Source organism: Kocuria sp. CPCC 205261 (assembly GCF_040981025.1).
GTDB lineage: Bacteria > Actinomycetota > Actinomycetes > Actinomycetales > Micrococcaceae > Kocuria > Kocuria marina.
On record NZ_JAVKPU010000001.1, the window covers coordinates 383,881 to 408,271 of the forward strand.

At 65.2% G+C, this 24,391-nt stretch carries 17 protein-coding genes and 1 pseudogene; 11 read left to right on the top strand and 7 right to left on the bottom strand.

The genetic code is table 11. The annotated features are described in order from the left end of the window. From cysD to RF646_RS01840, 4 genes are all read right to left on the bottom strand, one after another. Entirely contained in the window at nt 1-918 is a 918-nt protein-coding gene (gene cysD / locus RF646_RS01825) for a sulfate adenylyltransferase subunit CysD (protein ID WP_368835045.1), read from the bottom strand. After that, nucleotides 915-1,724, bottom strand: coding sequence for a phosphoadenylyl-sulfate reductase (locus RF646_RS01830; protein WP_241180598.1), 810 nt, complete (start codon nt 1,722-1,724; stop codon nt 915-917). The genes cysD and RF646_RS01830 overlap by 4 nt, the downstream gene beginning before the upstream one ends. After that, entirely contained in the window at nt 1,721-3,433 is a 1,713-nt protein-coding gene (locus tag RF646_RS01835; RefSeq protein WP_368835046.1) for a nitrite/sulfite reductase, read from the bottom strand. Before RF646_RS01835 ends, RF646_RS01830 begins: the two co-directional genes overlap by 4 nt. A gap of 240 nt (nt 3,434-3,673) precedes the next feature. Next, nucleotides 3,674-5,899 (bottom strand): PhoX family phosphatase, encoded by a 2,226-nt coding sequence (locus RF646_RS01840; protein WP_368835047.1) that lies wholly within the window; start codon nt 5,897-5,899, stop codon nt 3,674-3,676. 380 nt (nt 5,900-6,279) lie between these two features. Between RF646_RS01840 and RF646_RS01845 the strand changes: the two are divergent. The 3 genes and pseudogenes from RF646_RS01845 to RF646_RS01855 all read left to right on the top strand — a co-directional run. Next, nucleotides 6,280-6,575 (top strand): annotated as a pseudogene (locus tag RF646_RS01845) (IS3 family transposase); the annotation flags it as partial. Between the two features lie 43 nt (nt 6,576-6,618). Next, a complete protein-coding gene (locus RF646_RS01850) occupies nt 6,619-7,164 on the top strand; it encodes a flavin reductase family protein (RefSeq protein WP_368835048.1) in 546 nt (181 codons plus the stop codon). A gap of 10 nt (nt 7,165-7,174) precedes the next feature. Beyond that, on the top strand, nt 7,175-8,524 hold the full coding sequence (locus RF646_RS01855; protein WP_368835049.1) for an MFS transporter: 1,350 nt from the start codon (nt 7,175-7,177) through the stop codon (nt 8,522-8,524). A gap of 60 nt (nt 8,525-8,584) precedes the next feature. On the opposite strand, the gene RF646_RS01860 is transcribed toward RF646_RS01855, so the two are convergent. Further along, entirely contained in the window at nt 8,585-9,598 is a 1,014-nt protein-coding gene (locus RF646_RS01860; RefSeq protein ID WP_186317192.1) for an o-succinylbenzoate synthase, read from the bottom strand. A gap of 351 nt (nt 9,599-9,949) precedes the next feature. Between RF646_RS01860 and RF646_RS01865 the strand changes: the two genes are divergently transcribed. From RF646_RS01865 to RF646_RS01880, 4 genes are read left to right on the top strand one after another with little or no spacing between them, the layout of a single operon-like run. Then, nucleotides 9,950-10,210, top strand: coding sequence for a hypothetical protein (locus RF646_RS01865; protein WP_143467430.1), 261 nt, complete (start codon nt 9,950-9,952; stop codon nt 10,208-10,210). Nucleotides 10,211-10,213: 3 nt separating this feature from the next. Then, complete coding sequence (locus RF646_RS01870; protein ID WP_368835050.1) at nt 10,214-11,554, top strand: glycosyltransferase family 2 protein; 1,341 nt, start codon at nt 10,214-10,216, stop codon at nt 11,552-11,554. Further along, nucleotides 11,551-12,201 carry a family 16 glycoside hydrolase gene (locus RF646_RS01875; protein WP_064846679.1) on the top strand — a complete coding sequence of 217 codons (651 nt, stop codon included), beginning with the start codon at nt 11,551-11,553 and terminating at the stop codon, nt 12,199-12,201. The genes RF646_RS01870 and RF646_RS01875 overlap by 4 nt, the downstream gene beginning before the upstream one ends. 50 nt (nt 12,202-12,251) lie before the next feature. Further along, nucleotides 12,252-13,784, top strand: coding sequence for a DUF2334 domain-containing protein (locus RF646_RS01880; RefSeq protein ID WP_368835051.1), 1,533 nt, complete (start codon nt 12,252-12,254; stop codon nt 13,782-13,784). Between the two features lie 197 nt (nt 13,785-13,981). On the opposite strand, the gene RF646_RS01885 is transcribed toward RF646_RS01880, so the two are convergent. Both RF646_RS01885 and RF646_RS01890 read right to left on the bottom strand, forming a co-directional pair. Further along, nucleotides 13,982-15,508 carry a catalase gene (locus RF646_RS01885; protein WP_368835052.1) on the bottom strand — a complete coding sequence of 509 codons (1,527 nt, stop codon included), beginning with the start codon at nt 15,506-15,508 and terminating at the stop codon, nt 13,982-13,984. 72 nt (nt 15,509-15,580) lie between these two features. Further along, nucleotides 15,581-16,084: a Fur family transcriptional regulator gene (locus RF646_RS01890; RefSeq protein WP_368835053.1), complete on the bottom strand. Its 504-nt coding sequence runs from the start codon at nt 16,082-16,084 to the stop codon at nt 15,581-15,583. A gap of 535 nt (nt 16,085-16,619) precedes the next feature. On the opposite strand from RF646_RS01890, the gene RF646_RS01895 reads away from it, so the two are divergent. The 4 genes from RF646_RS01895 (at nt 16,620) to RF646_RS01910 (ending at nt 24,313) form a co-directional block, all read left to right on the top strand. Continuing rightward, on the top strand, nt 16,620-18,608 hold the full coding sequence (locus RF646_RS01895) for an N-6 DNA methylase (RefSeq protein WP_368835054.1): 1,989 nt from the start codon (nt 16,620-16,622) through the stop codon (nt 18,606-18,608). Next, nucleotides 18,605-19,864, top strand: a complete 1,260-nt coding sequence (locus RF646_RS01900) for a restriction endonuclease subunit S (protein ID WP_368835055.1) — start codon at nt 18,605-18,607, stop codon at nt 19,862-19,864. The genes RF646_RS01895 and RF646_RS01900 overlap by 4 nt, the downstream gene beginning before the upstream one ends. After that, nucleotides 19,861-23,010, top strand: coding sequence for a type I restriction endonuclease subunit R (locus RF646_RS01905; RefSeq protein WP_368835056.1), 3,150 nt, complete (start codon nt 19,861-19,863; stop codon nt 23,008-23,010). Before RF646_RS01900 ends, RF646_RS01905 begins: the two co-directional genes overlap by 4 nt. Before the next feature lie 61 nt (nt 23,011-23,071). Then, the gene (locus tag RF646_RS01910) at nt 23,072-24,313 is read left to right on the top strand and encodes a heparan-alpha-glucosaminide N-acetyltransferase domain-containing protein (protein WP_368835057.1); all 1,242 of its coding nucleotides are present in this window, start codon (nt 23,072-23,074) and stop codon (nt 24,311-24,313) included. The last annotated feature ends 78 nt before the right edge of the window (nt 24,314-24,391 follow it).

The following is a 24,391-nucleotide window of genomic DNA, read 5'->3' on the forward strand; positions in this document are numbered from 1 at the left end:
CTAGAAGTAGCCCTCTCGTTTGCGGTCCTCCATGGCGGCCTCGGACACGCGGTCGTCCGCGCGGGTGGCCCCGCGTTCGGTGAGGGTGCTGGTCATGACCTCAGCCAGCACCTCCTCCGCGGTCGTGGCCGGGGACTCCACGGCACCCGTGCAGCTCATGTCACCCACGGTGCGGTAGCGCACGGTGCGCTGCTCCACGGTCTCGTTCTCCCGCGGGCTCACGTACTCACCCACGGCGAGCCACATCCCGTCGCGGCTGATCACGTCCCGCTCGTGGGCGTAGTACAGCGGGGGCAGGTCGATGCCCTGCTCGGTGATGTAGGACCAGATGTCCAACTCGGTCCAGTTGGACAGCGGGAACACCCGCACGTGCTCACCGGGGCGGTGGCGCGTGTTGTACAGGCTCCACAGTTCAGGGCGCTGGTTACGCGGATCCCACTGGCCGAACTCATCGCGCAGGCTGATGATGCGTTCCTTGGCGCGGGCTTTCTCCTCGTCACGCCGGGCGCCGCCGTAGACGACGTCGTGCTTGCCCTCCGCGATCGCCTCCAGCAGGGGAACGGTCTGCAACTGGTTGCGGGTACCGTCCGGGCGCTCGGCCAGGCGGCCGTCGTCGATGTAGTCCTGGACCTTGGCGACCTCCAGACGGATCTTCAACCGCTCCACGGTGCGATCCCGGAACTCCAGGACCTCCGGGAAGTTGTGCCCGGTGTCCACGTGCAGCACGGGGAACGGGATGGGGGCCGGCCAGAAGGCCTTGGCGGCCAGGTGAAGCATGACCACCGAGTCCTTGCCGCCGGAAAACAACAGCACGGGGCGCTCGCCCTCGGACGCGGTCTCGCGGAAGATGTGGATGGACTCGGCCTCGAGGCGCTGCAGCTGGGAGAGTGTCACGGATTCGGAGGTGGTCGTGGTCATAGATGGATCCCGCATTCTGTCTTGCCCACACCGGACCAACGACCGGCGCGGGGGTCTTCTCCGGGCGCGACCTTGCGCGTGCATGGTGCACACCCGATGGACGGGTAGCCCTGGCCCAGCAACGGGTTGACCACCACGAGGTTCTGCTCGGCGTAATCGACCACGTGGTCGAAGCTCCAATCCACCACGGGGTTGAGCTTGACCATCTGGTGGTGCTCGTCCCACTCCACAGGCGCGGCGTTCGCGCGGTGGGGTGTCTCCTCGCGCCGCAGCCCGGTCACCCAGGCCTCATAGCCGGCCAGGGCCTTGTCCAGCGGCGCAACCTTGCGCATCCCGCAGCACAGGCCCGGGTCACGGTCATGGAGCTTGGGACCGTACTTGGCGTCCTGCTCGGGCACGGTCAGCTCGGGCAGCAGGGTCCGCACGTTCACTGGCCAGTCCGAGGCGAAGCGATCGCGGGTCTCGAGGGTCTCCGGGAAGTGGTAGCCCGTCTCCAGGAAGAGCACGTCCACGTCCTTGACGTGATTGCTCACCAGGGCGGGGACCACGGTGTCGGAGGCCATGGAGCACGCGACCGCGAGCTTCTTCCCGAAGGTCTCGGCGGCCCACGCGAGCACCTCGTCCGGGTCCGCATCCCGCAGTCCGAAGCGCTGCTGCGCCTCCTCGACGAGCGCCTTGAGCTCCTCGACGGAGCGGGTGCGTCCGGGGGAAGCGGCCGCGGGGTCCTGCTCGATGGTCGTGGTGTGAGCGGACGACGACGCCGCGTCCGCCGCGCCGCTGTTGCCTGCGGTGTCGGTCCTGGTCATGTCAGTGAATCCTCCTGGGCGTTCAGGGCCCACTCGGCGAAGCTCTGGTGAGCCTCGCGCTCGTCGAGGAACGTGCGGGTGACACGCTCCACGTAGTCGGACAGGTCGTCGGCGGTGATCTTCAGCCCGCGCACGGTGCGGCCCAGGCCGCCCTCCTCGCGGTCCGGGGAGGCCAGGCCGCCGCCCAGGTGCACCTGGAACACGTACTCCTCACCGATGTACTGGCCCTTGAGGCCGATGTCCGCGGTCTGGATACGCGCGCACGAGTTGGGGCACCCGTTGATGTGCAGGGAAATGGGGGTGGGGATCTCCACATCCTGGAGGCGCTGCTCCATGTCGTCGATCACCCGCGCGGCAAGACCCTTGGTCTCCACGAACGCGAGCTTGCAGAACTCGATCCCGGTGCACGCGATCGTGGACCGGCGGAACGGGCTGGGCTTGGCGTGCATCCCCCACGGGCGCAGCGCCTCGATCAGGGGATCCACGTTCTCCGGGGCCACGTCCAGCACCAGGACCTTCTGGTGCGGGGTCAACCGGATCCGGCCGGAACCGGCGGCCTCGGCGGCGTCGGCGAGCGCCACGAGGGCGTCACCGCTCAGGCGACCCGCGGTCAGCGCGAAGCCCACGTACTTCTTGCCGTCGTTCTGCTCGTGGACCCCCACGTGATCCGCGTGACCCACGGCGCGCTCGGGGGCGGGACCGTCGGGCAGCTCGCGACCCAGGTACTCGTCCTGGAGCACCTGGCGGAACTTCTCCGGGCCCCACTCGGCGAGCAGGAACTTCAACCGGGCCTTGGTGCGCTGCTTGCGGTAGCCGTAGTCACGGAAGATCGCAGTGACCCCGGCCCACACGGGCACGACGTCCTCCGGCGCCACGAACGCACCCAGGCGCTCCCCCAACCGCGGGGACACGGACAGTGCACCGCCCACCCACAGGTCGTAACCGGGACCGAGTTCCGGGTGGTTGACCCCCACGAAGCTGACGTCGTTGATCTCGTGCACCACGTCCAGGGTGCGGCTGCCGGTGATCGCGGTCTTGAACTTGCGCGGCAGGTTCACGTAGTCCGGGTTGCCCACGAACTCTGTGCGCAGCGCCTCGAGCTCGGACGTGGGATCGATGATCGGATCCGCCTCGACGCCCGCCACGGGGCTGCCCAGGAACACGCGGGGGGTGTCACCGCACGCCTCGAGGGTCGTGAGCCCCACCGAGTCCAGGCGTTCCCACATCTCGGGGACGTCCTGGATGCGCAGCCAGTGCAGCTGGATGTTCTGCCGGTCGGACACGTCCGCGGTGCCGCGCGCGAAATCCCGGGAGATACCACCCAGCACGCGCGTCTGCTCCGTGGTCAGCTGTCCGCCGTCTAGGCGGATGCGCTGCATGAAGTACTCGTCCGAGAGCGATTCGGCGTCCAGCTTGGAGGTCGACGCACCGTCCACGCCCTGCTTGCGCTGCGTGTACAGGCCCAACCAGCGGAACCGCCCGTGGACGTCGTCCGCGGGGATCGAGGCGTACCCCGTCTTGGAGTACGTGTCGATGATCCGCTGCCGGACGTTGAGCGAGTTCTCCTCCGCCTTGAACTCCTCGTTGTGGTTCAGCGGCGTGCGGCCGCTGACCTTCCACTGGCCCAGATCGGTGCCCTTGCGGGGTCCGCGCACGCGGCCGGACGCCGCGGCGGGGGCCTGGTCCTGGGTGTCGACGGAGGGTGTCATGGGTGCTCCTTGGGTGAGGGGGAGGCAAGTCGCTCCAACGTACCGAGCGAGCCCTCAGTGCAGCGATTCACCGTCACAAACACGTCACATAGCCGGCATTCCCCCTGGTCACCCGCGAGTACAGGCCGACGTCGCTCGGCCGACACCGCGGCGTCGTCGCCCGCTGTTCCCGGGCACGACGACGCGGGCGGAACCGCGGTCCCCCGCGATCCCGCCCGCGCGTGCGGTGGTGCTACGAGCTCAGCCCTCGAAGGACTTGGGCGCCTGGCGAGCGCGGCGCTTGAGCTCGGCATTGCTCTTGCCCTGGTACCCGCGGTACTTGGGGCCGTTCTTGCCGTTCTTGCGGCGCTTGTCCTGGTTGCGGCCCTTACCCGGCTTGTCGCTCACGCCACCGGGGAACTCGGGCTGGTCCTCGCGGTTCTTGTGGAAGACCTGGACCACCGCGGGGCGCGGCATGGAGAACTCGCCGGCCCCGGCGCGCGTGGGCAGCACGTAGTCGGGGAAGTACGAGCGGGGCTGCTCGAACGTGCCGTCCTCACCGGGGTGCTGCACGGCCACGTAGACCATGCCCTCGATGTCGTGGATCACGGGACCGCACGTCTCCGCGTCCTGCGGCACGGCCAGGAACTGCTGCACGCGACCGCGATTGGCACCCTGGAGGTCCACCTTGAACAGACCGTCGTTGTAGCCGATCTTGGAGGGCGCACCGTCCGTGGAGATCCACAGGTTGCCCGCCTTGTCGAAGGCCACGTTGTCGGGGCACGAGATCGGGGAGACCTTCTCCTTGGGGAACCCGCCGAAGTACGTCCCCGAATCCTTGGTGGGGTCACCGCACACGAGCAACAGGTTCCAGTCGAAGCGCGTGGCCTGGGGCCGGTTATTGCGCTCGGTCAGTTCCAGGATGTACCCGTCACGGTTGCCGATGCGGGGATTGGCCTCGTCCACGTCCGCCTTGCCGGGCTTGCCGCGATCGGAGTTGTTGGTCAGCGCCGCGTACACCTTGCCGGTGTGGGGGTTGGGCTCCACATCCTCCGGGCGGTCCATCTTGGTGGCGCCAGCCTTGTCCGCGGCGAGGCGGGTGTAAACCAGGACCTCCTCCACGGACATGCCGCGGACCATGGACTTTCCACCCTTGAGCAGGGGCAGCCACTCGCCGGTGCCGTCGAACTCGCCGTCGCGGGGCAGCTGGCCCGTCCCAGTGATCTCGGGGGCCTGGGAGTTGCCGCGCAGCCGGGCCACGTAGAGGTCGCCCTCGGAGAGCAACTTCATATTGTGGGCCTTGTCGCCCTTGCGGTATTTGCGGGACGAGACGAACTTGTAGATGTACTCGAACTTCTCGTCGTCACCGGAGTACGCGACCACCGTGCCGTCGTCACCCACGCGCACGTTCGCGCCCTCGTGCTTGAAGCGGCCCAGCGCGGTGTGCTTGATGGGCGCGGAGTTGGGGTTCTGCGGGTCGATCTCCACGATCCAACCGAAGCGGTTGGGCTCGTTCTTGTACCCCTCGATCCGGGCGTCGAAGCGCTTCTCCACCTCGGGCCAGCGGCGGGACGGCATGGTCGTGGGGAAGCCGTAGCGCTTCTCCTCGGCGGTGCCGGAGGTGATGAAGTACTGGTGCACGTTCTCCTCACCGGAGAGCACCGTGCCCCACGGTGTCACACCGCCCGAGCAATTGTTCTGGGTGCCCAGCACGCGCTTGCCGGTGGGGTCGTCCTGCGTCTTGAGCAGATCGGACCCCGCGGCGGGCCCGTCCATCACGAACGTGGTGGTCAGCGTGATGCGACGGTTGCGAGCGCCACCGCGCACATAGGTCCACGGCTCCCCCACCTTGGTGCGGGAGATCTCCACGACCGACATGCCGTGCGCCTGGATCGCGGTCTTGACCATGTTGGTCAGGTTGGTCTTGTCGTAGCCCGCCGGGAACATGGTGTTCTCGTTGGTGTACTCGTGGTTGTTCACCAGCACGCCCGTGAGCCCGTTCGGGTCCGGGATGATGTCCAGATAGTCCGAGTTGAACCCGAACTGCTTGGCTTGCGCTTCGGGGGTCTGGTTCTTGGGGTCGAACTCCGGGGAGTCGTAGAACAGGGGGTCACCCCAGCGGATGATGGGCGACCAGTCGTAGCCCTTGGGCACCGAGAGGTCGTCCACGGTCATGTCCACGGGCTTGATGGGCGTGAAGTCCAGGCGGGCACGGCCCTGACCCCAGTAGGCGTAGGTGGCCTCGGCCGGCTGGGCGGTCGCGGCGACCACACCCACGGTCACGGCCCCGGCCATCCCCAGACCCAGGGCGGCACGGCGGCTGACAGCTGCGGAGATGACGTCGTGCACGTACTCGTTGCCGGATGTGTTCGCGTCCGGGGTCATGCACTGGCTACCGCACTTGAGTTCACACGTGAGCGGGCTTCGCTTGCCGTTGACGTGGCCCAGCATGGGCAACAGGCGACGGCGTTCGGGCGCTTGGGTCATGGCGTGGCTCCCTGGGTGGGACATGCGTTGATGCATGTCAGCGAGTGGTTCCGCTGCTCAGCCCACCATCACGGCGTGATCGCCAAGCAACCACCGGGCGAACGACGGGTTAATTGCGCGTCCGTCACGGACCACCTTCGGGGCCCCGCGCGCCGCGTGCCGCATTGTGGCGACTTTGGGTCCCGGGCTGCATACAGGGGCGGGTTTCAACCCCCGTTTACGCGCTGGGGCAAGTTCGAGCCACCTCGGCCCCTCATCATGGATCGGGACTGCTGTACGGGGGAGGTGACATCTGGTCTGGCTTGCCCGTCGGGCGGCCTGGAAGGATATGCACAAAGCCCGCTCCATATCCCCGAGAGTTCCGCGAAGACGTCGTTCGTAAGGACGCGTTCTGCGGGCGGATCGTGGGCTACTCCATGGATTCCCGAATGAAGGCCCGCCTCGCGGTGAACGCACTGGTCAATGCGGCCACGCGGCGCGGAAATCCTTCTTCGCGTTGCTGCAGAAGAACGTCCTCGATCGCCGTCGCTGGCGGACCCGTGACGAGCTGCGGATCGCGATTATCACCTGGATCGAACAGACCTACCACCGGCGCCGCCGACAGGTTCGCCTGGGCCGTTTGACCCCGATGGAATGCGAGACCATCATGAACCCAGCCGTGGACCTCGCGGCTTGACAATAGAACTGTCACCTCACCGTGCAGCAGTGCCCATGCCTACATGGAGGATTTGAAGGCGCTGCACGGCGACCGTATCGAGGTTCACCTGGATGATCGGGGGAGAACTCTGGATGTCGCTGATCTCGTGAGCAGCGTTGCCGATGGCACCGAGCTGTACATGTGCGGACCCATTCGCTTGATGGATGCTGTCCGCAGGGCGTGGTCCGATAACGGCCTGGACCCTACCAATTTGAGGTACGAGACGTTCGGGAACAGTGGATGGTACGAGGCCGAGCCCTTCGAAGTCCATATTCCCCGATTGAACTTCAGGACCACCGTGAATTCGGATGAGTCGATGCTCGAAGCGCTGGAACGCGGAGGTGTGGACACCATGTCGGATTGTCGCCGGGGAGAGTGTGGTGTCTGTCAGGTGAAGATTCTGGAGCTTTCCGGGGAAGTTGATCATCGAGACGTCTTCTATTCCGACCGCCAGAAGGCCCCGAACGCCACAATGTGCTGCTGCGTCTCCCGCGCAGTAGCAACTCGACCGGATTCAACTCCGGGAAACCCCGCACAGTCAGCCCTCGTAACCATCGACGTTCCCTGAAAGGCATGTTTTGGACATTCGCCGTAAGATCGACATTTCCAAGATGTCGGCATATCAATGGGTCATTGTTGCACTAGCCGCGTTTCTCAACGCCCTCGACGGGTACGACGTGTTGGCAATGGCCTTCACCGCGACCTCCGTCTCCAAGGAGTTCGAACTCACAGGAGCCCAGCTGGGCTGGCTGCTGAGTTCCGGTCTGATCGGCATGGCTGCTGGATCACTCTTGCTGGGCCCGTTCGCTGATCGCTTCGGACGTCGCAAGATCTTGTTGGTCGCGGTTGGCATCAATGCCGTAGGTTTGTTCCTTTCCGCCACGGCGAACTCCGCCCTTGAGCTGGGCGCATGGCGAGTCATCACCGGGCTGGGTGTGGGCGGCATCCTCGCAACGGTTACGGTCATCACCAGCGAGTACTCCAATGTGAAGAATCGCGGCATGGCCATCAGTATCTACACCGCTGGCTACGGGGTGGGTGCCACACTGGGTGGAATGGGCGCCACCCAGCTGATTCCCGCTTTCGGATGGCGCTCCGTGTTCCTTGCCGGCGGCCTTGTGACATTGTTCGCAGCCGTTTTGATCCTGGTGATCCTGCCAGAATCTGTTGATTACTACCGTGTCCGACGCCCCAAGAATGCCGAAGAGAAGTTGGCTGGAATTGCCCGACGGATCGGGCTCAAGGGAGACGTTTTCCTGGGGGATGCACCCACCACAACCAATTCGTCACAGGGTAGCGTGACGCAGCTGCTTGGTGGCCGGTACCGGATTTCGACCATCCTGCTATGGGTATCGTTCTTCGTCATCATGTTCGGCTTCTACTTCGCGAATTCGTGGACGCCGAGACTTCTGGTTGAATCCGGGATGACGGAGCAACAAGGCATCGTGGGGGGCCTGATGCTGACCATGGGTGGAACCTTCGGTTCGCTGATCTACGGTGTTCTGACCATTCGGCGTAACGCGCGCAACACGCTCGTGGTGTTCACTATTCTTGCGGCCGTGCTATTGGTGGCATTCATTACTACTACATCAATTCCGGCTCTCGCATTCCTAAGTGGTGTTGTCGTGGGAATGCTCATCAACGGCTGTGTTGCGGGACTCTACACCGTGGCGCCTCAGACGTATGCGCCGGAGGTGCGAGCAACCGGTGTCGGATGGGGTCTCGGAATTGGCCGGGTGGGAGCCATTCTGGCACCCATTCTGGTGGGCACCCTCCTCGACGGCGGCTGGTCACCGACCCAGCTCTACATCGGGGTTGCGGTCGTGGTAGCTCTAGCTGCCTTCGCGGCCTCGCGCTTGAAGCCCCATATCGATACTCCTTTGGTTGAATCCGCCACCGAGGAGCCCACTCCGGCTGCCCGTCGCTGAACCGGACTTGCCAAGAAGGGGCCGATCCTACCCATGCGTAGTGTCGGCCCCTTCCGCCGTCTAAATGTCCCCGCCCCGCAGCACCTCGTACGTGCGGGAGATCCGCTCGAGCCACCAGTCACGGCGCGGGCCCGTGACCGCGTGTTCCGTCAGCAGATCCTCGGAGACCGCCACGTCCCGCACCGGGAGGTAGCCGTCCACCGGGCGCAGGGGCTCGGCGGTGACGTCCGCGGTCATCAGGGACAGCGTCCCGAGCCCGCACGCGTACGGCAACTCCGGTAACGCCGCGGCGAGTGCCACGCCCGCCCGGATCCCCACCGAGCTGTCGATCGCGGAGCTGACGACGGCGGGCAGCCCGGCCTGCGCCACGATCTCCAGCGCCCGGCGTACCCCGCCCAGGGGTGCGACCTTGACCACGATCAGATCCGCCGCGTCGGCCCGAGCCACGGCCAGCGGGTCCTGCGCCTTGCGCACGGATTCGTCCGCGGCGATCAACAATTTGTTCCCCGCGTCCCGCAGCCGACGGCGCACGTTGGCCAGCCCCGGCACGGTGGCCACGGGTTGCTCGGCGTACGCGAGCTCGAACTCGCTCAGGGTGGTGAGTGCGCATACGGCGTCGTCCTCACTCCAGCCCATGTTCGCGTCCACGCGCAGTTGCGCGTCCGGGAGGGCGGCGCGCACGGCGGCGACGCGAGCGACGTCGTCCGCGAGGCTCTGTCCGCGTTCGGCGACCTTGATCTTCACGGCGTGCACCGCGCCGCCGTACCCCGCAAGGACCTCCGGGACGCGCTCGGCGGGGACGGCCGGGACCGTGGCGTTGACGGGCACCCGGGTGCGCACGGGGTCGGGGAACCCGGTCCATGCCACCTCGATGCCCGCGCGCAACCACGACGCCGCTTCGGCGTCCTCGTACTCGGTGAAGGGACCGAATTCACCCCAACCCGCCGGGCCGTGGAAGACCACCGTTTCCCGGGCGGTGACCCCCCGGAACCGCACGCGCATGGGCAGGGAGACCACCCGAGCGGTATCGAGCAGATCGGACAGTGGGGGTATGGGCGTGACCGAAGAGAGCATGGCCCTAGGGTACGTGTCCGCCTTGATCGCAACGCCGGTTACTGTCCCCTGTTTGGCGTTACTGCATAGAGTTTGAGCCCACAACTTTCTATATAAATGCATCTGTTTACATGCGAAACGCACCTTTTATGCCACTGCGCGCCGGAAGGCTTCCCCGGAGACCCCACACCTCCGTGGGCCGCTCGGCCCACAAAGCGTTCGCAGTCGCAATTACGTGCCACAACGCATAGTTGTGCCCGACGTATTCTGGATGGGTCACAGGTGTCGTGAGTCCGGGGGGATGATCGCGACACCACAGGGGGAATCGGGGGATTCGTGTTGCATGTCTTTGCGCTGTCCGAAATCGCGTCCGTGGGGGAAACGTTGCAGGCGTTCCTGCAGGGCGGCAGCCGCGTGCTGTTGATGATCGCCATGGTGCTGTTCCTGGCGTACCTGCTGTTCTTCCTCAGCACGGTGTCCATCGCGAGCGCCATCACCACGTGGCACCAGATCCGGCGCAGGCCCCGTCAGGCCGCGCACCCGCGCGAGATGGCGCCCGTGACCGCCGCCGAGGACCAGCCGTACCAGGAGCTGCCCGCGCACGGTCGGCACGCGCTGAAGGTGAAGGGCTGAACCGTGATCCTGGTCTTCGGTCATCGTATCGACCTCATCCTGGTGCTCGCCGTGGTCCTCGTGGCCCTGAGCGTCCTGTACGGCATGTTCATCCTGGTGCTCTCCCGCTTCGAACCGCAGCACTCTCAGCACCGTAGGGTGAAGATCGCCACCGTCCCCGGCCACCACAAGGTGGTCTTCGTGATCCCGTGCCTCAACGAGGAACGCGTCCTGCGGCCCAGCCTCGAGCGGCTCGTCGGCTTGGACCACCCGGACGTCCAGATCATGGTGATCGACGACGGTTCCGACGACGGCACGGCCGAGATCGTGCGCTCGTTCCCGGACCCGCGCGTGCACCTGTTCCAGCGCACCCTGCCCCACGCCCGCGAGGGGAAGGGCGAGGCGCTCAACGCCGCCATCCAGTACCTGCGCACGAGCGATCTGATCGCCGGGACGTCTCATGCTGACGTGGTCGTGTGCGTCATGGACGCGGACGGACGTCTGGACCCGCACGCCCTGGACGACGTCATGCCCCTGTTCAAAGACAACCGCCTGGGCGCGGTGCAGGTCGGCGTGCGGATCAACAACCGCCAGCAGAACCTCCTGGCCCGGATGCAGGACCTCGAGTTCGTGCTCTACACCCACGTGTTCCAACGGGGCCGCCGACACCTGGGCAGCGTGGGACTCGGCGGCAACGGCCAGTTCGTCCGGCTCTCCGCGCTCGACGGGCTGGGTGTGTCCCCGTGGTCGCGCAGCCTCACCGAGGACCTGGATTTGGGCGTGCGACTGCTCATGGACGGGTGGCAGACCGAGTTTGTCTCCACCGCGTCCGTGCACCAGCAAGGACTCGTGGACGTCAAGCGCTGGGTCAAGCAGCGCACCCGGTGGTTCCAGGGCCACCTGCAGTCCTGGAACCTGGTGCCGTGGGTGCTGCGGGACCTCACCGGCAGCCGCCGGGCGGATCTCTTGTACCACCTGACGAGCCCGTTCCTATTGCTGCTTACGTCCTTCCTGTCCCTGGCGTTCGCCTTCTGGGTGCTGGACCTCGCAGTCGGGATCGTCACGGGTCACGCCGTGGTTTCCGGGTGGTGGCTCTCGTCCTACCTGATCGCGTTCGGACCCGCGCTGCTCTACGGGCTGGTGTACTGGTCGCAGGAACGTCACAGCGGTCTGAACCCGGTCAAGGCCGTGGGCCTGGTCCACCTCTACGTGCTCTACGCCGTGCTGTGGTATGTGGCCGGCTGGAAGGCCGCGTGGCGCGCGGTGCGCGGCCACAACGGCTGGGCCAAGACGGAACGCGTGGTCGAGAACCAGGAGCAGGTGGACTCCTCGGCCCGGGAGCTCACGGTGGAGGCCCATGCATGAGGAAACGCGGCGTCGTCGTACTCGTCGCGACGATCGTGCTGGTGCTCGCGGTGATGGCCGTCATGAATAACCTGTGGCGCGTGCAGCCGTGGGCGGACGGGGAGGTGCACGGGCGCTGGCAGGTCATGTACACGGGCTACGGCACCGTGAAGGGCAACGACCGGCAGGTGCTGCTGGAACCCCACACGGCCGAGGCCGCCATCGTGACCCACGGGGCGCTCGTGCACACGGTGGAGAACTACGACGACGCCGACTTCGCCGTCACGGTGCGCACCGAGGAGCAACTGCGCCGCAATGACGAACCCAATGCGTGGGAAGTGGGCTGGGTGCAGTGGAACCTGCGCGACAACGACCACTTCTACGCGGTGGCGCTCAAACCCAACGGCTGGGAGATCTCCAAGCAGGACCCGGCCTATCCGGGGGCGCAGCGGTTCATCGCCTCCGGTGGGGACCGGACCTTCCCGGTGGGCAGGGACTACCGGGTGGAGATCACGCAGGACTGGCCCAGAATGACGGTCACAGTGGACGGAACCGAACTGGCCACCGTCACGGACGAGGAGACTCCCTACCGAGGTGGCGCGATCGGGTTGTACACGGAGGACGCCAAGGTCCTGTTCCACGATTTCGAGATCATGGGACAGGGCTGACGGGATCGTCCGCGCCGGGCTGGCGCGGACGGTTGCGGGGTACGCACGGCGTGCTCTACGACAACACCGGTGCCGCCGCGGACGCCAACGCCATGTACGCGATCGCCACGGGCAACCTGCTCACACACTTCGGGAAGACCGAACTCAAGCCGGTGGCCGACTACACGGACGCCATGGTCGAGAACTACGACGCCGCGGTGTACATCGGCGCAGACCACCGCGTCCCGCTCCCCCAGGCCTTCCTGGACGACGTCCGCTCCACCGACAAGCCCGTGATGTGGTTGGGCCGCAACATCGAGGCCCTCGCGGGTCCCGACGACGCGCAGAACGCCCAGTTCCGGGACAAGTACGGCTGGGACCCCCGCGCCGCGACCACGGTGGACAGTTCCAAGGTCACCTCGGTCGAGTACCAGGGCGAGAAGGTGCACCGGGAGACCCAGGGTGCCCCTGAGATCGTGGTCCCGTTCACGGGCACGAACGACAAGCTGGAGGTCCTGGCGACGTCGCAGTGCACCGAGCACGGTAAGCCCACCTCGTGCACGCCGAACGGTTCCCCGCAGGCCCCGTGGGCCATCCGCTCCGCGAACCTCACGTATTTGGCCGAGGTGCCCCTGGACTACATCGACGCGAACGACGTGTACCTGGTCTACACGGATCTCTTCTACGACCTCGTGGGTTCGGATGCCCCCGCGGTGAAGCAGGCCGCGGTGCGCCTGGAGGACGTGGGCCCGGAGTCCAACCCGAAGGACCTGCGCCGCGTGGCCGATTACCTCGCGTCCGAGAACGTTTCGTTCCAGGTGGCCGTGATCCCGATCCAGATCGGGCAGAACAAGGACGGCTCCGACTGGTACGGGCTCAGCCTCACCGACCGGCCCGAGGTCGTGGACGCCCTGAAGTACATGCAGAGCAAGGGTGGCACGCTCATCCAGCACGGCACCACGCACCAGATGGGCACCATGGACAACCCGTACAGCGGGCGTTCCGGTGAGGACTACGAGTTCTACCAGTTCGGGTGCACGTCCACCGATACCGCGCCCTACACGTTCGAGGAGTGCACCAACGACTCCTACATCACGCCCGCGGGCCGCGTGGCCCAGGACGACGTGGACGAGTGGAAGGACCGCCTGGACGCGGGACGCTCCGTGATGGAGCACGCCGGTCTGGGTGAGCCCACGATCTTCGAGACACCGCACTACGGCGGTTCCGTGAACTCGTACGTGGCCATGGCCCAGGAGTACGACGCGCGCTACGAACAGGGCGACTACTACGCGGGCATCCTCACGGGGCAACCCTCCGAAGCCGGTAAGTCCTACAGCCAGCAGCTCCCATTCACGGTGAGCGATATCTACGGCGGAACGGTGTACCCCGAGAACCTGGGCAACATCACCGAGGGCGAGCAGAACAACCATGCCGCCCGCACCCCGGAGTTCCTGGTCTCACGGGCCAATGCGAACCTGACCGTGCGCGAATCTACCGCGAGCTTCTTCTTCCACCCATACCTGGACATTGAGTACCTCAAGAAGACGGTCACCGGCATCAAGAAGCTGGGGTACGAGTTCCGACCGGTCACGGAGCTGAAGTAGCGTCCGGGTCGGCGCCCCCGGGCGGGCACCCTGGACCCAGAACGCGCGAACACCCGGCCAGGATCACTGACCGGGTGTTCGCACGCGTGTGAACGTCAGGGGTGGGTGGCCTTCGGCGGCCGGGAGCCCCGCACGGTCATCATCCCACCGCGCCCGGGCCCACCGAACTCACCCGGGGTCCGTTCACCCCCGGAGCGTTACTCGCTGATCTCGGAGTTGCTCGTGGGGTCCTCGTCCACGCCCATGCCCGGAACCTCGGGGTTGGCGGCGTTGGACTTGACGGTCTCCTCGATACGCTGACCGATGTTCTCGTCCACGTTCTTCCAGTACTGGAAGGCGTTGGAGAGCACCGGCTCCTCGACACCTTCGAGGGCGCCGGCCACGGTCTGCACGAACTGCGCGCGCTGCGCGTCGTTGAAGACCTCGCGGATCAGGGTGCCCGGCTGACCGAAGTCGTCGTCGTCCTGACGCAAGGTGTAGGCCTCGCGGACCAGAGCGCCGTCGTCCTCCCAGCCGTTGTCCACGGGACCGGTCTCGTCCGACCAGGAGTCACCGAAGGAGTTCGGGGCGTACACGCGACGAGCGCCGGAGTGGTTGTACCACATGTGGCCCTCGAAGTTGTAGGTGTGCACCTCGTTGATCGGGCGGTTGACCGGCAGCTGCTGGAAGTTGGTGCCGATGCGGTAGAGCTGGGCGTCCGCGTACGCGAAGTTGCGGCCCAGCAGCATCTTGTCCGGGGAGTTGCCGGTGCCGGGAACCATGTTCGCCGGGGAGAACGCGGCCTGCTCGATCTCCGCGAAGAAGTTCTCCGGGTTGCGGTTCAGGGTCATGGTGCCGACCTTGTGCCGCGGGTAGTCCTTCTGGGGCCAGACCTTAGTCAGGTCGAAGGGGTTGAAGCGGTAGGTCTTGGCCTCCTCGTACGGCATGATCTGCCAGTACAGGTCCCACTTGGGGAACTCGCCGTTCTTGATGGCGTCGAAGAGGTCGCGGCGGTGGATGTCACCGTCGGCACCGGCCAGGCGCTCGGCCTCCTCGTTGGAGAGGTTCTCTACACCCTGCTGGGAGATGAAGGCCCACTTGACCCAGAACTTCTCGCCCTGCTCGTTGACGAGCATGTAGGTGTGCGAGCTGTAACCGTTCATGTGACGCCAGGTCTTGGGCAGACCGCGCTCACCCATGAGGTAGGTGACCTGGTGTGCGGACTCGGGGTTGTTGGTCCAGAAGTCCCACTGCATGGTGCCGTCACGCAGGCCGGAGTCCGGCAGACGCTTCTGGGAGCGGATGAAGTGCGGGAACTTCATGGGGTCGCGTACGAAGAACACCGGGGTGTTGTTGCCCACGAGGTCGAAGTTGCCTTCTTCGGTGTAGAACTTCAGGGCGAAGCCACGGACGTCACGCCAGGTGTCCGGGGAGCCCAGCTCGCCAGCCACGGTGGAAAAGCGGGCCAGCATCTCGGTCTTCTTACCCCGCTGCAGGAAGTCCGCCTTGGTCCACTGCGAGACGTCCTCGGTGATCTCCAGGGTGCCGAACGCGCCCGCACCCTTGGCGTGGGGACGACGCTCGGGAACATTCATCCGGTTGAAGTGCTGCAGGGTCTCCACCAGGTGGTGGTCGTGCAGCACGATGGCTCCGTCGCGGCCCGTGGTCAGCGAGTTGCGGTCGCTGACCGCGGGGATGCCGGCCTGGGTCGTGGACCCGGTGGCGTGCGGGGTGGGTTCCGTCATCGCGTACTCCTTGATGGGGTTGGGATGGGTGGGTGAACCGGGGGCCCGGATGGGTTCCCGGAGCTCAGGGGTCTAGACGGGCAGCGCGGTCGCACCGGCCCGCTGGGCCGAGCAGTCGGAACACACGCCTTGGTAGACGACATCGGCCACGTGGATGCTCATCCCGTGGGTCTCGCTGGGGGTCAGGCACGGTGCATGCCCCACGGCACAGACCACGTCCTCGATGCGTCCACACACCGTGCACACGGCATGGTGGTGGTTGTCGTCGACCCGGGTTTCGTACCGTGCCGGGGAGTTCGCCAGGTCCAGCTGGCGCAGCAGTCCGGCGTCCGTGAGCGAGTGCAGCACCACGTAGATGGACTGCACCGTGATCTCCGGCAATGCCGTGCGCACGTCGGCGAGCACCTCGTCCGCGGTGGCGTGCTGGTGGCGCTCGAGCGCGTCCAACACCGCCAGTCGGGGCTTGGTGACCCGCAGTCCGGCCGCCCGGATCCGATCGGTCCACGGCACGGGCACGACGGCGCCGCCGCCGTTCTCCCGTCCCCCGGGCTGATCGGTCAGAGTGGTCGAGGTCATAGCTTCACTATGTCATGTTTTGAGTTACTCATCAAAAGGTTGCGGGGTGTGCCGGACGACGTAGGGGTGACGGGAGGGTGAACCCTCGGGGAGGTCGGCTTGCCCCTCCTCACCCTCTGGCGCCGCGGCAAACGCTCTCCACTACATCCATGCCGCGATCCGCACGGTTTTTCCTTGTTTTCTGGTCGTTCTGCACCACAGATGTTCCTGCCCGCTGTCCGGCGGCGCGTCCGTTCGCGCGGGCCATCGACGACGCCGCCCGCGGCCTCCGCGGCGCCGAACTGCGGGCGGCCGTACTACCTGTCCGGGTGCTTCACGGCAAGGTACAAACCCGCGAGCCCACAGAGGGTCTCCAACAGGGGCAGGTCACACTGTCACCAATTCATGCAACAGACCCATTTGGTTCCGCTGGTTGGCCGGCACCAGATCCGAGAACCTTCAGCTCACAAAAAGCCGCGAAGAGAACAGCTTCTCATTGCCCCCCTCGTAGACTGCACGGTAACCCCCGCCCCACCGAGTAAGGCAGCCACCCACCGTGTTCAACCACGCCTCCTTCATCTGGGGTGCCGCGGACATCCTGCGCGGCACCTACAAGCAACATCAGTACGGGGATGTGATCCTGCCGTTCACCGTCCTGTTCCGCTTGGACGCGGTGCTCGCCCCCACCAAGGAGGATGTGCTGGAGGCCATCGGCCCCACCTACGTGGACACCGAGCCGCCCTTGGCGATGATCCGCAACCGCACCAAGCAGGCCGGCAACGAGCACACCTACAACTTCTTCAACCGCTCCCGCCAGACCCTCAAGACCTTGCAGGGTGACCCCGACAACCTCGAGGAGAACCTGCGGGACTATGTCAACGCCTTCTCGGAGAACGTGCGCGAGATCTTCCAGAAGTACGAGTTCGAGCAGACCATCTCCGGCCTCGCCCAGCACGATCTGCTCCTGCAGGTCCTGCAGCACTTCACCAAGGCCAACCTGCACCCGGATGCGGTGTCCAACGAGCAGATGGGTCACATCTTCGAGGAACTGATCCGCAAGTTCGCGGAAGCGTCTAATGAGACCGCGGGTGAGCACTTCACCCCGCGCGAGGTCATCGACCTCATGGTCACTCTGCTGCTGCACGACGACGAGGAGCTCACCACCCCCGGCATCGGCCGCGACGTCTACGACCCCACCGCCGGCACCGGTGGCATGCTCTCCGCCGCCGAGAACAAGATCAAGCAGTTCAACAGCGAGGCCTGGGTCAACCTGCTGGGCCAGGAGATCAATCCCGCCTCCTACGCGATCTGCAAGGCCGACATGGTGGTCAAGGGCCAGCCCATCGACAACATCGTCCTGGGCAACACCCTGACCAACCCGGCGTTCGAGAACCGCACGTTCCACTACTGCCTGTCGAATCCACCGTTCGGTGTGGATTGGAAGCAGCACCGCAAGGCCGTGGAGACCGAACATCAGATCGCAGGTTTCGCCGGCCGCTTCGGCCCCGGCCTGCCCCGTGTCTCGGACGGCTCGCTCCTTTTCCTGATGCACCTGATCTCCAAGATGCGCGAACCCAGCGCCACGGAGGAGAACCAGTCGGCCGGCCGCGCGGCCATCGTGCTCAACGGCTCCCCCCTGTTCACGGGCGGTGCCGGCTCCGGGGAATCCAACATCCGCAAATGGGTGCTGGACAACGACTACCTCGAAGCGATCATCGGTCTGCCCACGGACATGTTCTACAACACCGGTATCTCCACCTACGTCTGGATCCTGTCCAAGGACAAGGCCCCCGAACGCCGCGGCAAGGTCCAGTTGATCGACGCCACCGGCATGTTCGTGAAGATGCGCAAATCCGTGGGCTCCAAGCGCAAGGAACTCTCGAAGGAGAACATCAAGGAAATCACCGACCTCTACGCCGCGTTCACCGAGTCCAAGCACTCCAAGATCTTCCGCACCGAGGACTTCTTCTACCGCACCATCACGGTCGAGCGCCCACTGCGCCTGAACTTCGCGTTTACCGCCGAGCGCATCGAGCGCGTTATGGCCTCCAAGCCGGTTGCCAAGCTCCCCGACGACGACGCCGCCGCGCTCCGTTCCGCCCTCCACACCCGGCCCCAGCGCGCGGCCGGTGAGGTCAGTACCAACAAGAGCGCGTTCACGTCGGAACTTCTCGATGTCCTGGTCGAGGCCGGGCTGCAGGTGAAGCCCGCGGTGCTCAAGGCCATCGTGAATGAGCTGAGCGAACGGGACGAGGACGGCGAGCTGCAAACCAACCGTGTGAAGGACCCGGAACCGGACCCCACGCTCCGGGATACCGAGAACGTCCCCTGGGTCCAGGACATCCATGAATACCTGGAACGTGAGGTCAAGCCCTTCGTCCCCGACGCCTGGATCGACGAGTCCAAGACCAAGGAGGGTGCAGAGATCCCCTTCACCCGCCACTTCTACGAGTACGTGCCGCCGAGACCCTTGGAAGAGATCGATCAGGATCTGGACGAGGTCCTGGGTCGCATCCGCGCGCGGCTGGAGGAGGTGAAGCGGTGAGCTTCAAATCCAAGAAGCTACGCTACACGGTGACATTGAACGACGAAATTTTGCCCGAAGATTTCAATCCCGATGCCCTGATTCGGTACGCAGAATTGTCCGATGTGTCAGAAGGGGAGCCAATCAGGTGGCAAGAACCAATGCGTTTTGAGGAAGCTCCATCAAGAGCAAGGCGTGTAGTGCGTCCCGGAGACGTCATTGTCTCCACTGTCCGAACGTACCTACGAGCCATCGCGCACGTCGTAGATCCCCCTGAATCAGCAATTGCGTCGACGGGATTTGGTGTACTTCGGCCCCGGGGAATTGATTCAAAGTTCTTGAAGTACGCCACGTTATCCCAACGCTTTATCGATGCTGTTGTGTCTAGATCGGTGGGCGTGAGTTACCCAGCTATCAACCCGTCAGAGCTGCTTAACATTTCTCTCCCAGCTCCTAACCCTGGTGAGCAGCAGCAGATCGCGGACTACCTCGACCACGAGACCGCCGAAATCGATGCGTTCGTTGAAGATCAGCACAAAATCTTACACCTTGTATCGGAACGTCGATGGTCTGCCATAGATAGAGCGATAGAGCAGGGTACAGAGAGAGTCCCCTTGAGGCGCCTCGCGACGTACCTAACCAGCGGATCACGTAATTGGTCCTCACTGCTCAGCGAAAGCGGCGATCCTTTCGTCAGAATCACGAATATCTCACGAAATCACGTTCGCATCCTCTCCGAGGACATGGAATTTGTTGCTGGCGTCGAGGATGCAGAAGGAGCGAGAGCTAAGATTCAGATGGGTGATATCCTCATGTCCATCACAGCTGATCTGGGCTCCGTCGCACTTGCGGACGAATCCATCGAAGGCGGCTACACGAGCCAACACGTTTGCTTGATCCGTCCAAACAATCACCTCGCTGACCCAAAGTACGTCGCCTATGCTCTCCTTTCATCAAAAGTGAAAGCTCAAATTGCAGAAAAGTCTTACGGGGGCACGAAAATTCAGCTGAGTCTGGAAGACGTTCGCGAACTTGAAATTCCGCTTCCTCCGCTGCAAGAGCAACGCAGAGTCGCGCAACAGTGTGAAGACTTCGTCACAACCACAGAAGGGCTGTCGAGCGAACTCCAGAGAATCATTGCTCTGTCCCGCGAGCGGCGCGCCGCCCTCATTACCGCGGCGGTGACCGGGCAAATCGACGTCACCGCTAAGAACAAGCCCGCGGCGGAGCAGATCGAGGACGACGTCGCGCAGGGTCTGCACAGGGAGTACGCATGAGCGCACCGCATCAGGAAAAGCCGTTCCAGAGGGAGATCGCAGAGTACTTGGAGGGGCACGGGTGGTACCACTCCCCCAATTCCCAGGGCTACGACAAAGAACGGGCGATGTTCCCCGAGGACGTTCTCGGGTGGCTGCAAGACACCCAGCCGGAGCAGTACGCGCGGATCGTGCCCGAGCACGGGGATGACGCCGCGCGGGCCAAAGGCGAGCGCCGGATTCTGGATCGCCTGGCATCTCAGCTGGAGCAGTCGGAAAAGGCCGGCGGTGGCACCCTCAGTACGCTTCGTCGCGGCTTCTCGGTGCCCGGGGCGCAGCGGTTCAGCATGCTCACGGCTCCCCCGGCGGACCACCGCAACCCCCGGATCACAGAGCACTACGCGAAGAACCGGGTGCGGGTGGTGCAGGAGGTCGGCTACTCGACGCGGAAGAGCGACCGGATCGACCTGGTGCTGTTCCTCAACGGGCTGCCCGTGGCGACCATTGAGATCAAGACGAACTTCACGCAGTCGCTGCAGGCGGCCATCGAGCAGTACAAGACGGACCGCACGCCAGCCGGTGAACCGCTGCTGACCCCGCATCGAGGTGCACTGGTGCACTTCGCACTCACCGAGAACGACGTCTACATGACCACCCAGCTCAGGGGCGCGGACACATTTTTCCTGCCCTTCAACCAGGGGCATGACAACGGAGCTGGCAACCCGCCGTCGCAGGACGGCGTGGCCACGTCCTACTTCTGGGAGCACATCCTGGACAAAAACACGTGGATCACGATCCTCACGAAGTTCGTGTACGTGAACCACGAGAAGAAAACCGATCCCCGGACCGGGCGGGTCACCGAGTCCAGCCAAATCCGCTTCCCCCGCTTCCACCAGTGGCGCGCGGTCACCAAGCTGACCGAGGCGGCCCGGACTGAGGGCCCGGGGCAGAAGTACCTGATCCAGCATTCAGCGGGTTCGGGCAAGACGGACTCCATCGCGTGGACCGCCCACCGCATGGCGTCCCTGCACACGCCCGAGGGCGAGAAGGTCTTCGACACCGTGTTCGTCATTGCGGACCGGCAGGTGCTGGACCGCCAGCTCCAGGACGCGGTGGATCAGCTGGTCGTGACCACGGGAACCTTCGAACCCATCACCTCCGGTTCCGAGGGCTCCAAAACCGAGCGCCTGCTGGAGGCATTGCGGGCGGGCACGCAGATCATCGGCGTGACCCTGCAGACCTTCCCGTACGCCCTCGCCAAGATCCGAGAAAAAGGCGGCACGTTCGAGGGCAAGCGCTTCGCGGTGATCGCGGACGAAGCGCATTCGTCGCAGACCGGCGCGGCGGCGTCGTCGGTCAAGGACCTGCTGTACCGCAACGACCCGACCGCGGCGCAGACGGGCGAGGAAACCGAGCTGGAGCCGGGCGCGGACCAGGACGCCCTGGTCCAGATGGCCGCACAGGCGGACGACGGTCGGCGGATCAGCTACTTCGCGTTCACCGCAACCCCCAAGGCCAAGACCCTGGATCTGTTCGGCACCCCGGGTCCGGACGGTAAGCGACAGGCGTTCGACCTGTACTCCATGAAGCAGGCCATCCAGGAGGGATTCATCCTGGATGTGCTCAAGAACTACACCACGTACGAGATGGCCGCCCGAATCGCCCTCAAGGGTGCGGACCCCGAGACGGTGCCCGAGGGCAGGACGGGGACTGCGGCGTCGTCGACCGAGGACGAGGTGGACGTGCGCAAGGGGACGCGCGCGTACATCGGGTTCGTGGAGCTGCACCCCACGAACGTGGATTCCAAGGTGGACGTGATCCTCAAGCACTATCAGCACACCGTGAAGAAGGAGCTGGGCGGGCGCGCGAAGGCCATGGTGGTGACGGGGTCGCGTGCGTCCGCGGTGAAGTACCAGCGGGCGTTCCAGAAGCACATCGAACGCGAGAAGCTGCCGCTGCAAACCCTCGTGGCATTCTCGGGCTCGCTGCCGGATCCGGATGTTACCGCGATCGGTAACGCGGTCGTGCCGGAGGTGACCGAGGCGTCCATGAACCCGGAACTGCGCGGACGGGATCTCGCCGCGGTGTTCGGCCAGGACGACCAGCACATCCTGATCGTGGCCAACAAGTACCAGACGGGCTTCGACCAGCCGCTACTCACCGCCATGTACGTGGACAAGCAGCTGTCCGGGATCGCCGCGGTGCAGACGCTGTCGCGGCTCAACCGGCGCGCGGACGGCAAGAAGAACACGTACGTGCTGGACTTCGTCAACGACCCCGCCCAGATCCTGGCGGCGTTCCAGGACTACTACGAGGACGCGCGCATCGAAACCGATTCGGACCCGGACCTCGTGGCCAAACAGATGACCAAGCTGGATGCCGCCAACATCTACACGCCCGCGGAGGTCGACCAGGTGTGGGCGGCGTGGTCGGACAGGAACGGCAAGCGCGGCGCGCTGACCTCGGCGCTGGTGCCGGCGGTCGAGCGGTTCACCAACCGCTGGTCCCGCGCCGTGTACGACGACGACGCCGCAGCGCGCGACGAGCTCGACGAGTTCCGTTCCCTGCTGGGCCAGTACACGAAGTCCTATGCGTTCTTCTCCCAGATCCTCAACTTCGGGGACGCGTACTACCTCAAGCTCTCGGTGTTCGCGGACCTGTTGGCGCGACTGCTGCGCGAGCAGCTGGACGGCGGCGAGCGCGAGACGGTGACGGCGGACGACGTCGTCCTCACCCACTACCGGCTGGAGAAGCAGCGGGACGAGGACCTGCAACTGGAGGACGGCGAGGCCCGAGGGCTGCAGGGCATGACCGAGGCCGGCATGACCCGCCAGCAGGAACGCGAGCGGGCGGCCAAGGCCGAGCTGGTGGAGAAGGTCAACAGATTCCTCGGAGGCATGGACGCCAGCGACGAGCACAAGGTGAGCGCGGTGGAACTACTGGTCCGCGAGGCCGCCGAGAACAAGGACCTGCAGCAACAGGCGCGCAACAACACCAGGGTGGACTTCTCGCATTCCCCGCAGGTGCGTCTTGTGCTGGAGGATTCCGTGTGGAATCAGAACCGCCAGTCCGAGGCGATCGCCAAACGGCTCCAGGAGCTTCCACCCACCGATCTGGTGGAACTGGCCATGGCGTTCGATTTGTGGGAACGGTCGCGGGCAGGGTAGGGCTTATCCCTGAAAGCACGTGTTAGGGGGCCGCGAGGCCGGGGAGAACTCAGGAGTACGAGTGAATACGACACGACGCGGGGGCACGGGGGACGTGGCAACCGCAACGGACGGGGCGCCACGCAAGCGGCGACTGGTGGGGATCGATGCCGCCCGGGGGCTGGCACTGATCGGGCTCATGGCCATCCACCTGCTGCCCGCGTGGAACGAGCAGACCGGGGAGGCCAGCTGGTCCTGGCGACTGTTCTCCGGGCACTCGGCGGCCCTGTTCGCGCTGCTGGCCGGAGTGGGCCTGGCGCTGGGCTCCGGCGCCCGGCAACCACGCGAGGAGCGAGCCCTGACCGCTGACCGGGTGAGTGTCCTAGTCCGCGCCCTGCTGATCGTCACGGTGGGTATGACCGTCAACGCCGCGATGCCGGAGGATCCCCCCGCCTACAACATCCTGTTCTACTACGGCATGTTCTTCATCCTGGCCATCCCGTTCCTGCATGCCCGCCCCAAGACGCTGTTCATCTGGGCCGCCGCGTTCGGGATCCTCTCCCCCCTGCTGATGCAGCGCATGCTGGATGTTCTGCCGGAATGGTGGTATTACAACCCCACCCTGCCCAACGTCCTTAGCAACCCCGCGGGCACGCTTTCTCAGCTTCTGCTGACCGGCAACTACCCGGCGCTGCCGTACATGACGTATCTGCTGGTCGGGATGGGGCTGGGCCGCTTGGATCTGCGAGCAGTGCGCACCCAGGCCCGCTTGGTGATCGTGGGCGTCGCGCTCACCGTGTTGGCCCAGCTCGTGTCCGCCGTGCTCCTCTACGGCCTCGGGGGCTACTCCGTATTGCAGGAGGCATCGCGCTTGAGCGAGTCCACGCTCGACGAGATCCTGGTGTGGGGTACCGACTCGCTACCAACCGACACCGGGTGGTGGCTGGCCATCACGACCCCGCATTCCAACACCCCGCTGGCCATTGCGACCAGCCTCGGACTGAGTTTGGCGGTGCTGGGGGTGTTCCTGCTCATCAGCCAGAAGATCGGGGACTGGCTACTGCCGTTGTCGGCGATGGGGTCGATGACCCTCACGCTGTACTCGGCGCACCTGCTGGCGCTGTCCCTCGAGCTGCATTACGACTCCCCCTACCTCTGGTACCTCGTGCACGTACTGGTGGCCGCCGTCTTCGCGGTCATCTGGCAACGGACTCTGGGGCAGGGACCGCTCGAGCGGGTGGTCGCCTACTGCGCGAAGAGGACGCGTCGCCTCGTCGCCGGGCGGGGTGTCCACGCCAATCGCCACAGGACCCGCAATACTTAACGGCGGGTAACACTACAAGACGAAGATCTGCTGTTGCCGCACGATAGTGGAACCGTGGGTCTCCCAAATACGGCCATG

What these genes read in the sequence shown, in the direction of transcription:
- cysD (WP_368835045.1), bottom strand. Translation starts at nt 918, where the DNA reads ATGACCACGACCACCTCCGAATCCGTGACACTCTCCCAGCTGCAGCGC.
- RF646_RS01830 (WP_241180598.1), bottom strand. Translation starts at nt 1,724, where the DNA reads ATGACCAGGACCGACACCGCAGGCAACAGCGGCGCGGCGGACGCGGCG.
- RF646_RS01835 (WP_368835046.1), bottom strand. Translation starts at nt 3,433, where the DNA reads ATGACACCCTCCGTCGACACCCAGGACCAGGCCCCCGCCGCGGCGTCC.
- RF646_RS01840 (WP_368835047.1), bottom strand. Translation starts at nt 5,899, where the DNA reads ATGACCCAAGCGCCCGAACGCCGTCGCCTGTTGCCCATGCTGGGCCAC.
- RF646_RS01850 (WP_368835048.1), top strand. Translation starts at nt 6,619, where the DNA reads ATGGAGGATTTGAAGGCGCTGCACGGCGACCGTATCGAGGTTCACCTG.
- RF646_RS01860 (WP_186317192.1), bottom strand. Translation starts at nt 9,598, where the DNA reads ATGCTCTCTTCGGTCACGCCCATACCCCCACTGTCCGATCTGCTCGAT.
- RF646_RS01875 (WP_064846679.1), top strand. Translation starts at nt 11,551, where the DNA reads ATGAGGAAACGCGGCGTCGTCGTACTCGTCGCGACGATCGTGCTGGTG.
- RF646_RS01885 (WP_368835052.1), bottom strand. Translation starts at nt 15,508, where the DNA reads ATGACGGAACCCACCCCGCACGCCACCGGGTCCACGACCCAGGCCGGC.
- RF646_RS01890 (WP_368835053.1), bottom strand. Translation starts at nt 16,084, where the DNA reads ATGACCTCGACCACTCTGACCGATCAGCCCGGGGGACGGGAGAACGGC.
- RF646_RS01905 (WP_368835056.1), top strand. Translation starts at nt 19,861, where the DNA reads ATGAGCGCACCGCATCAGGAAAAGCCGTTCCAGAGGGAGATCGCAGAG.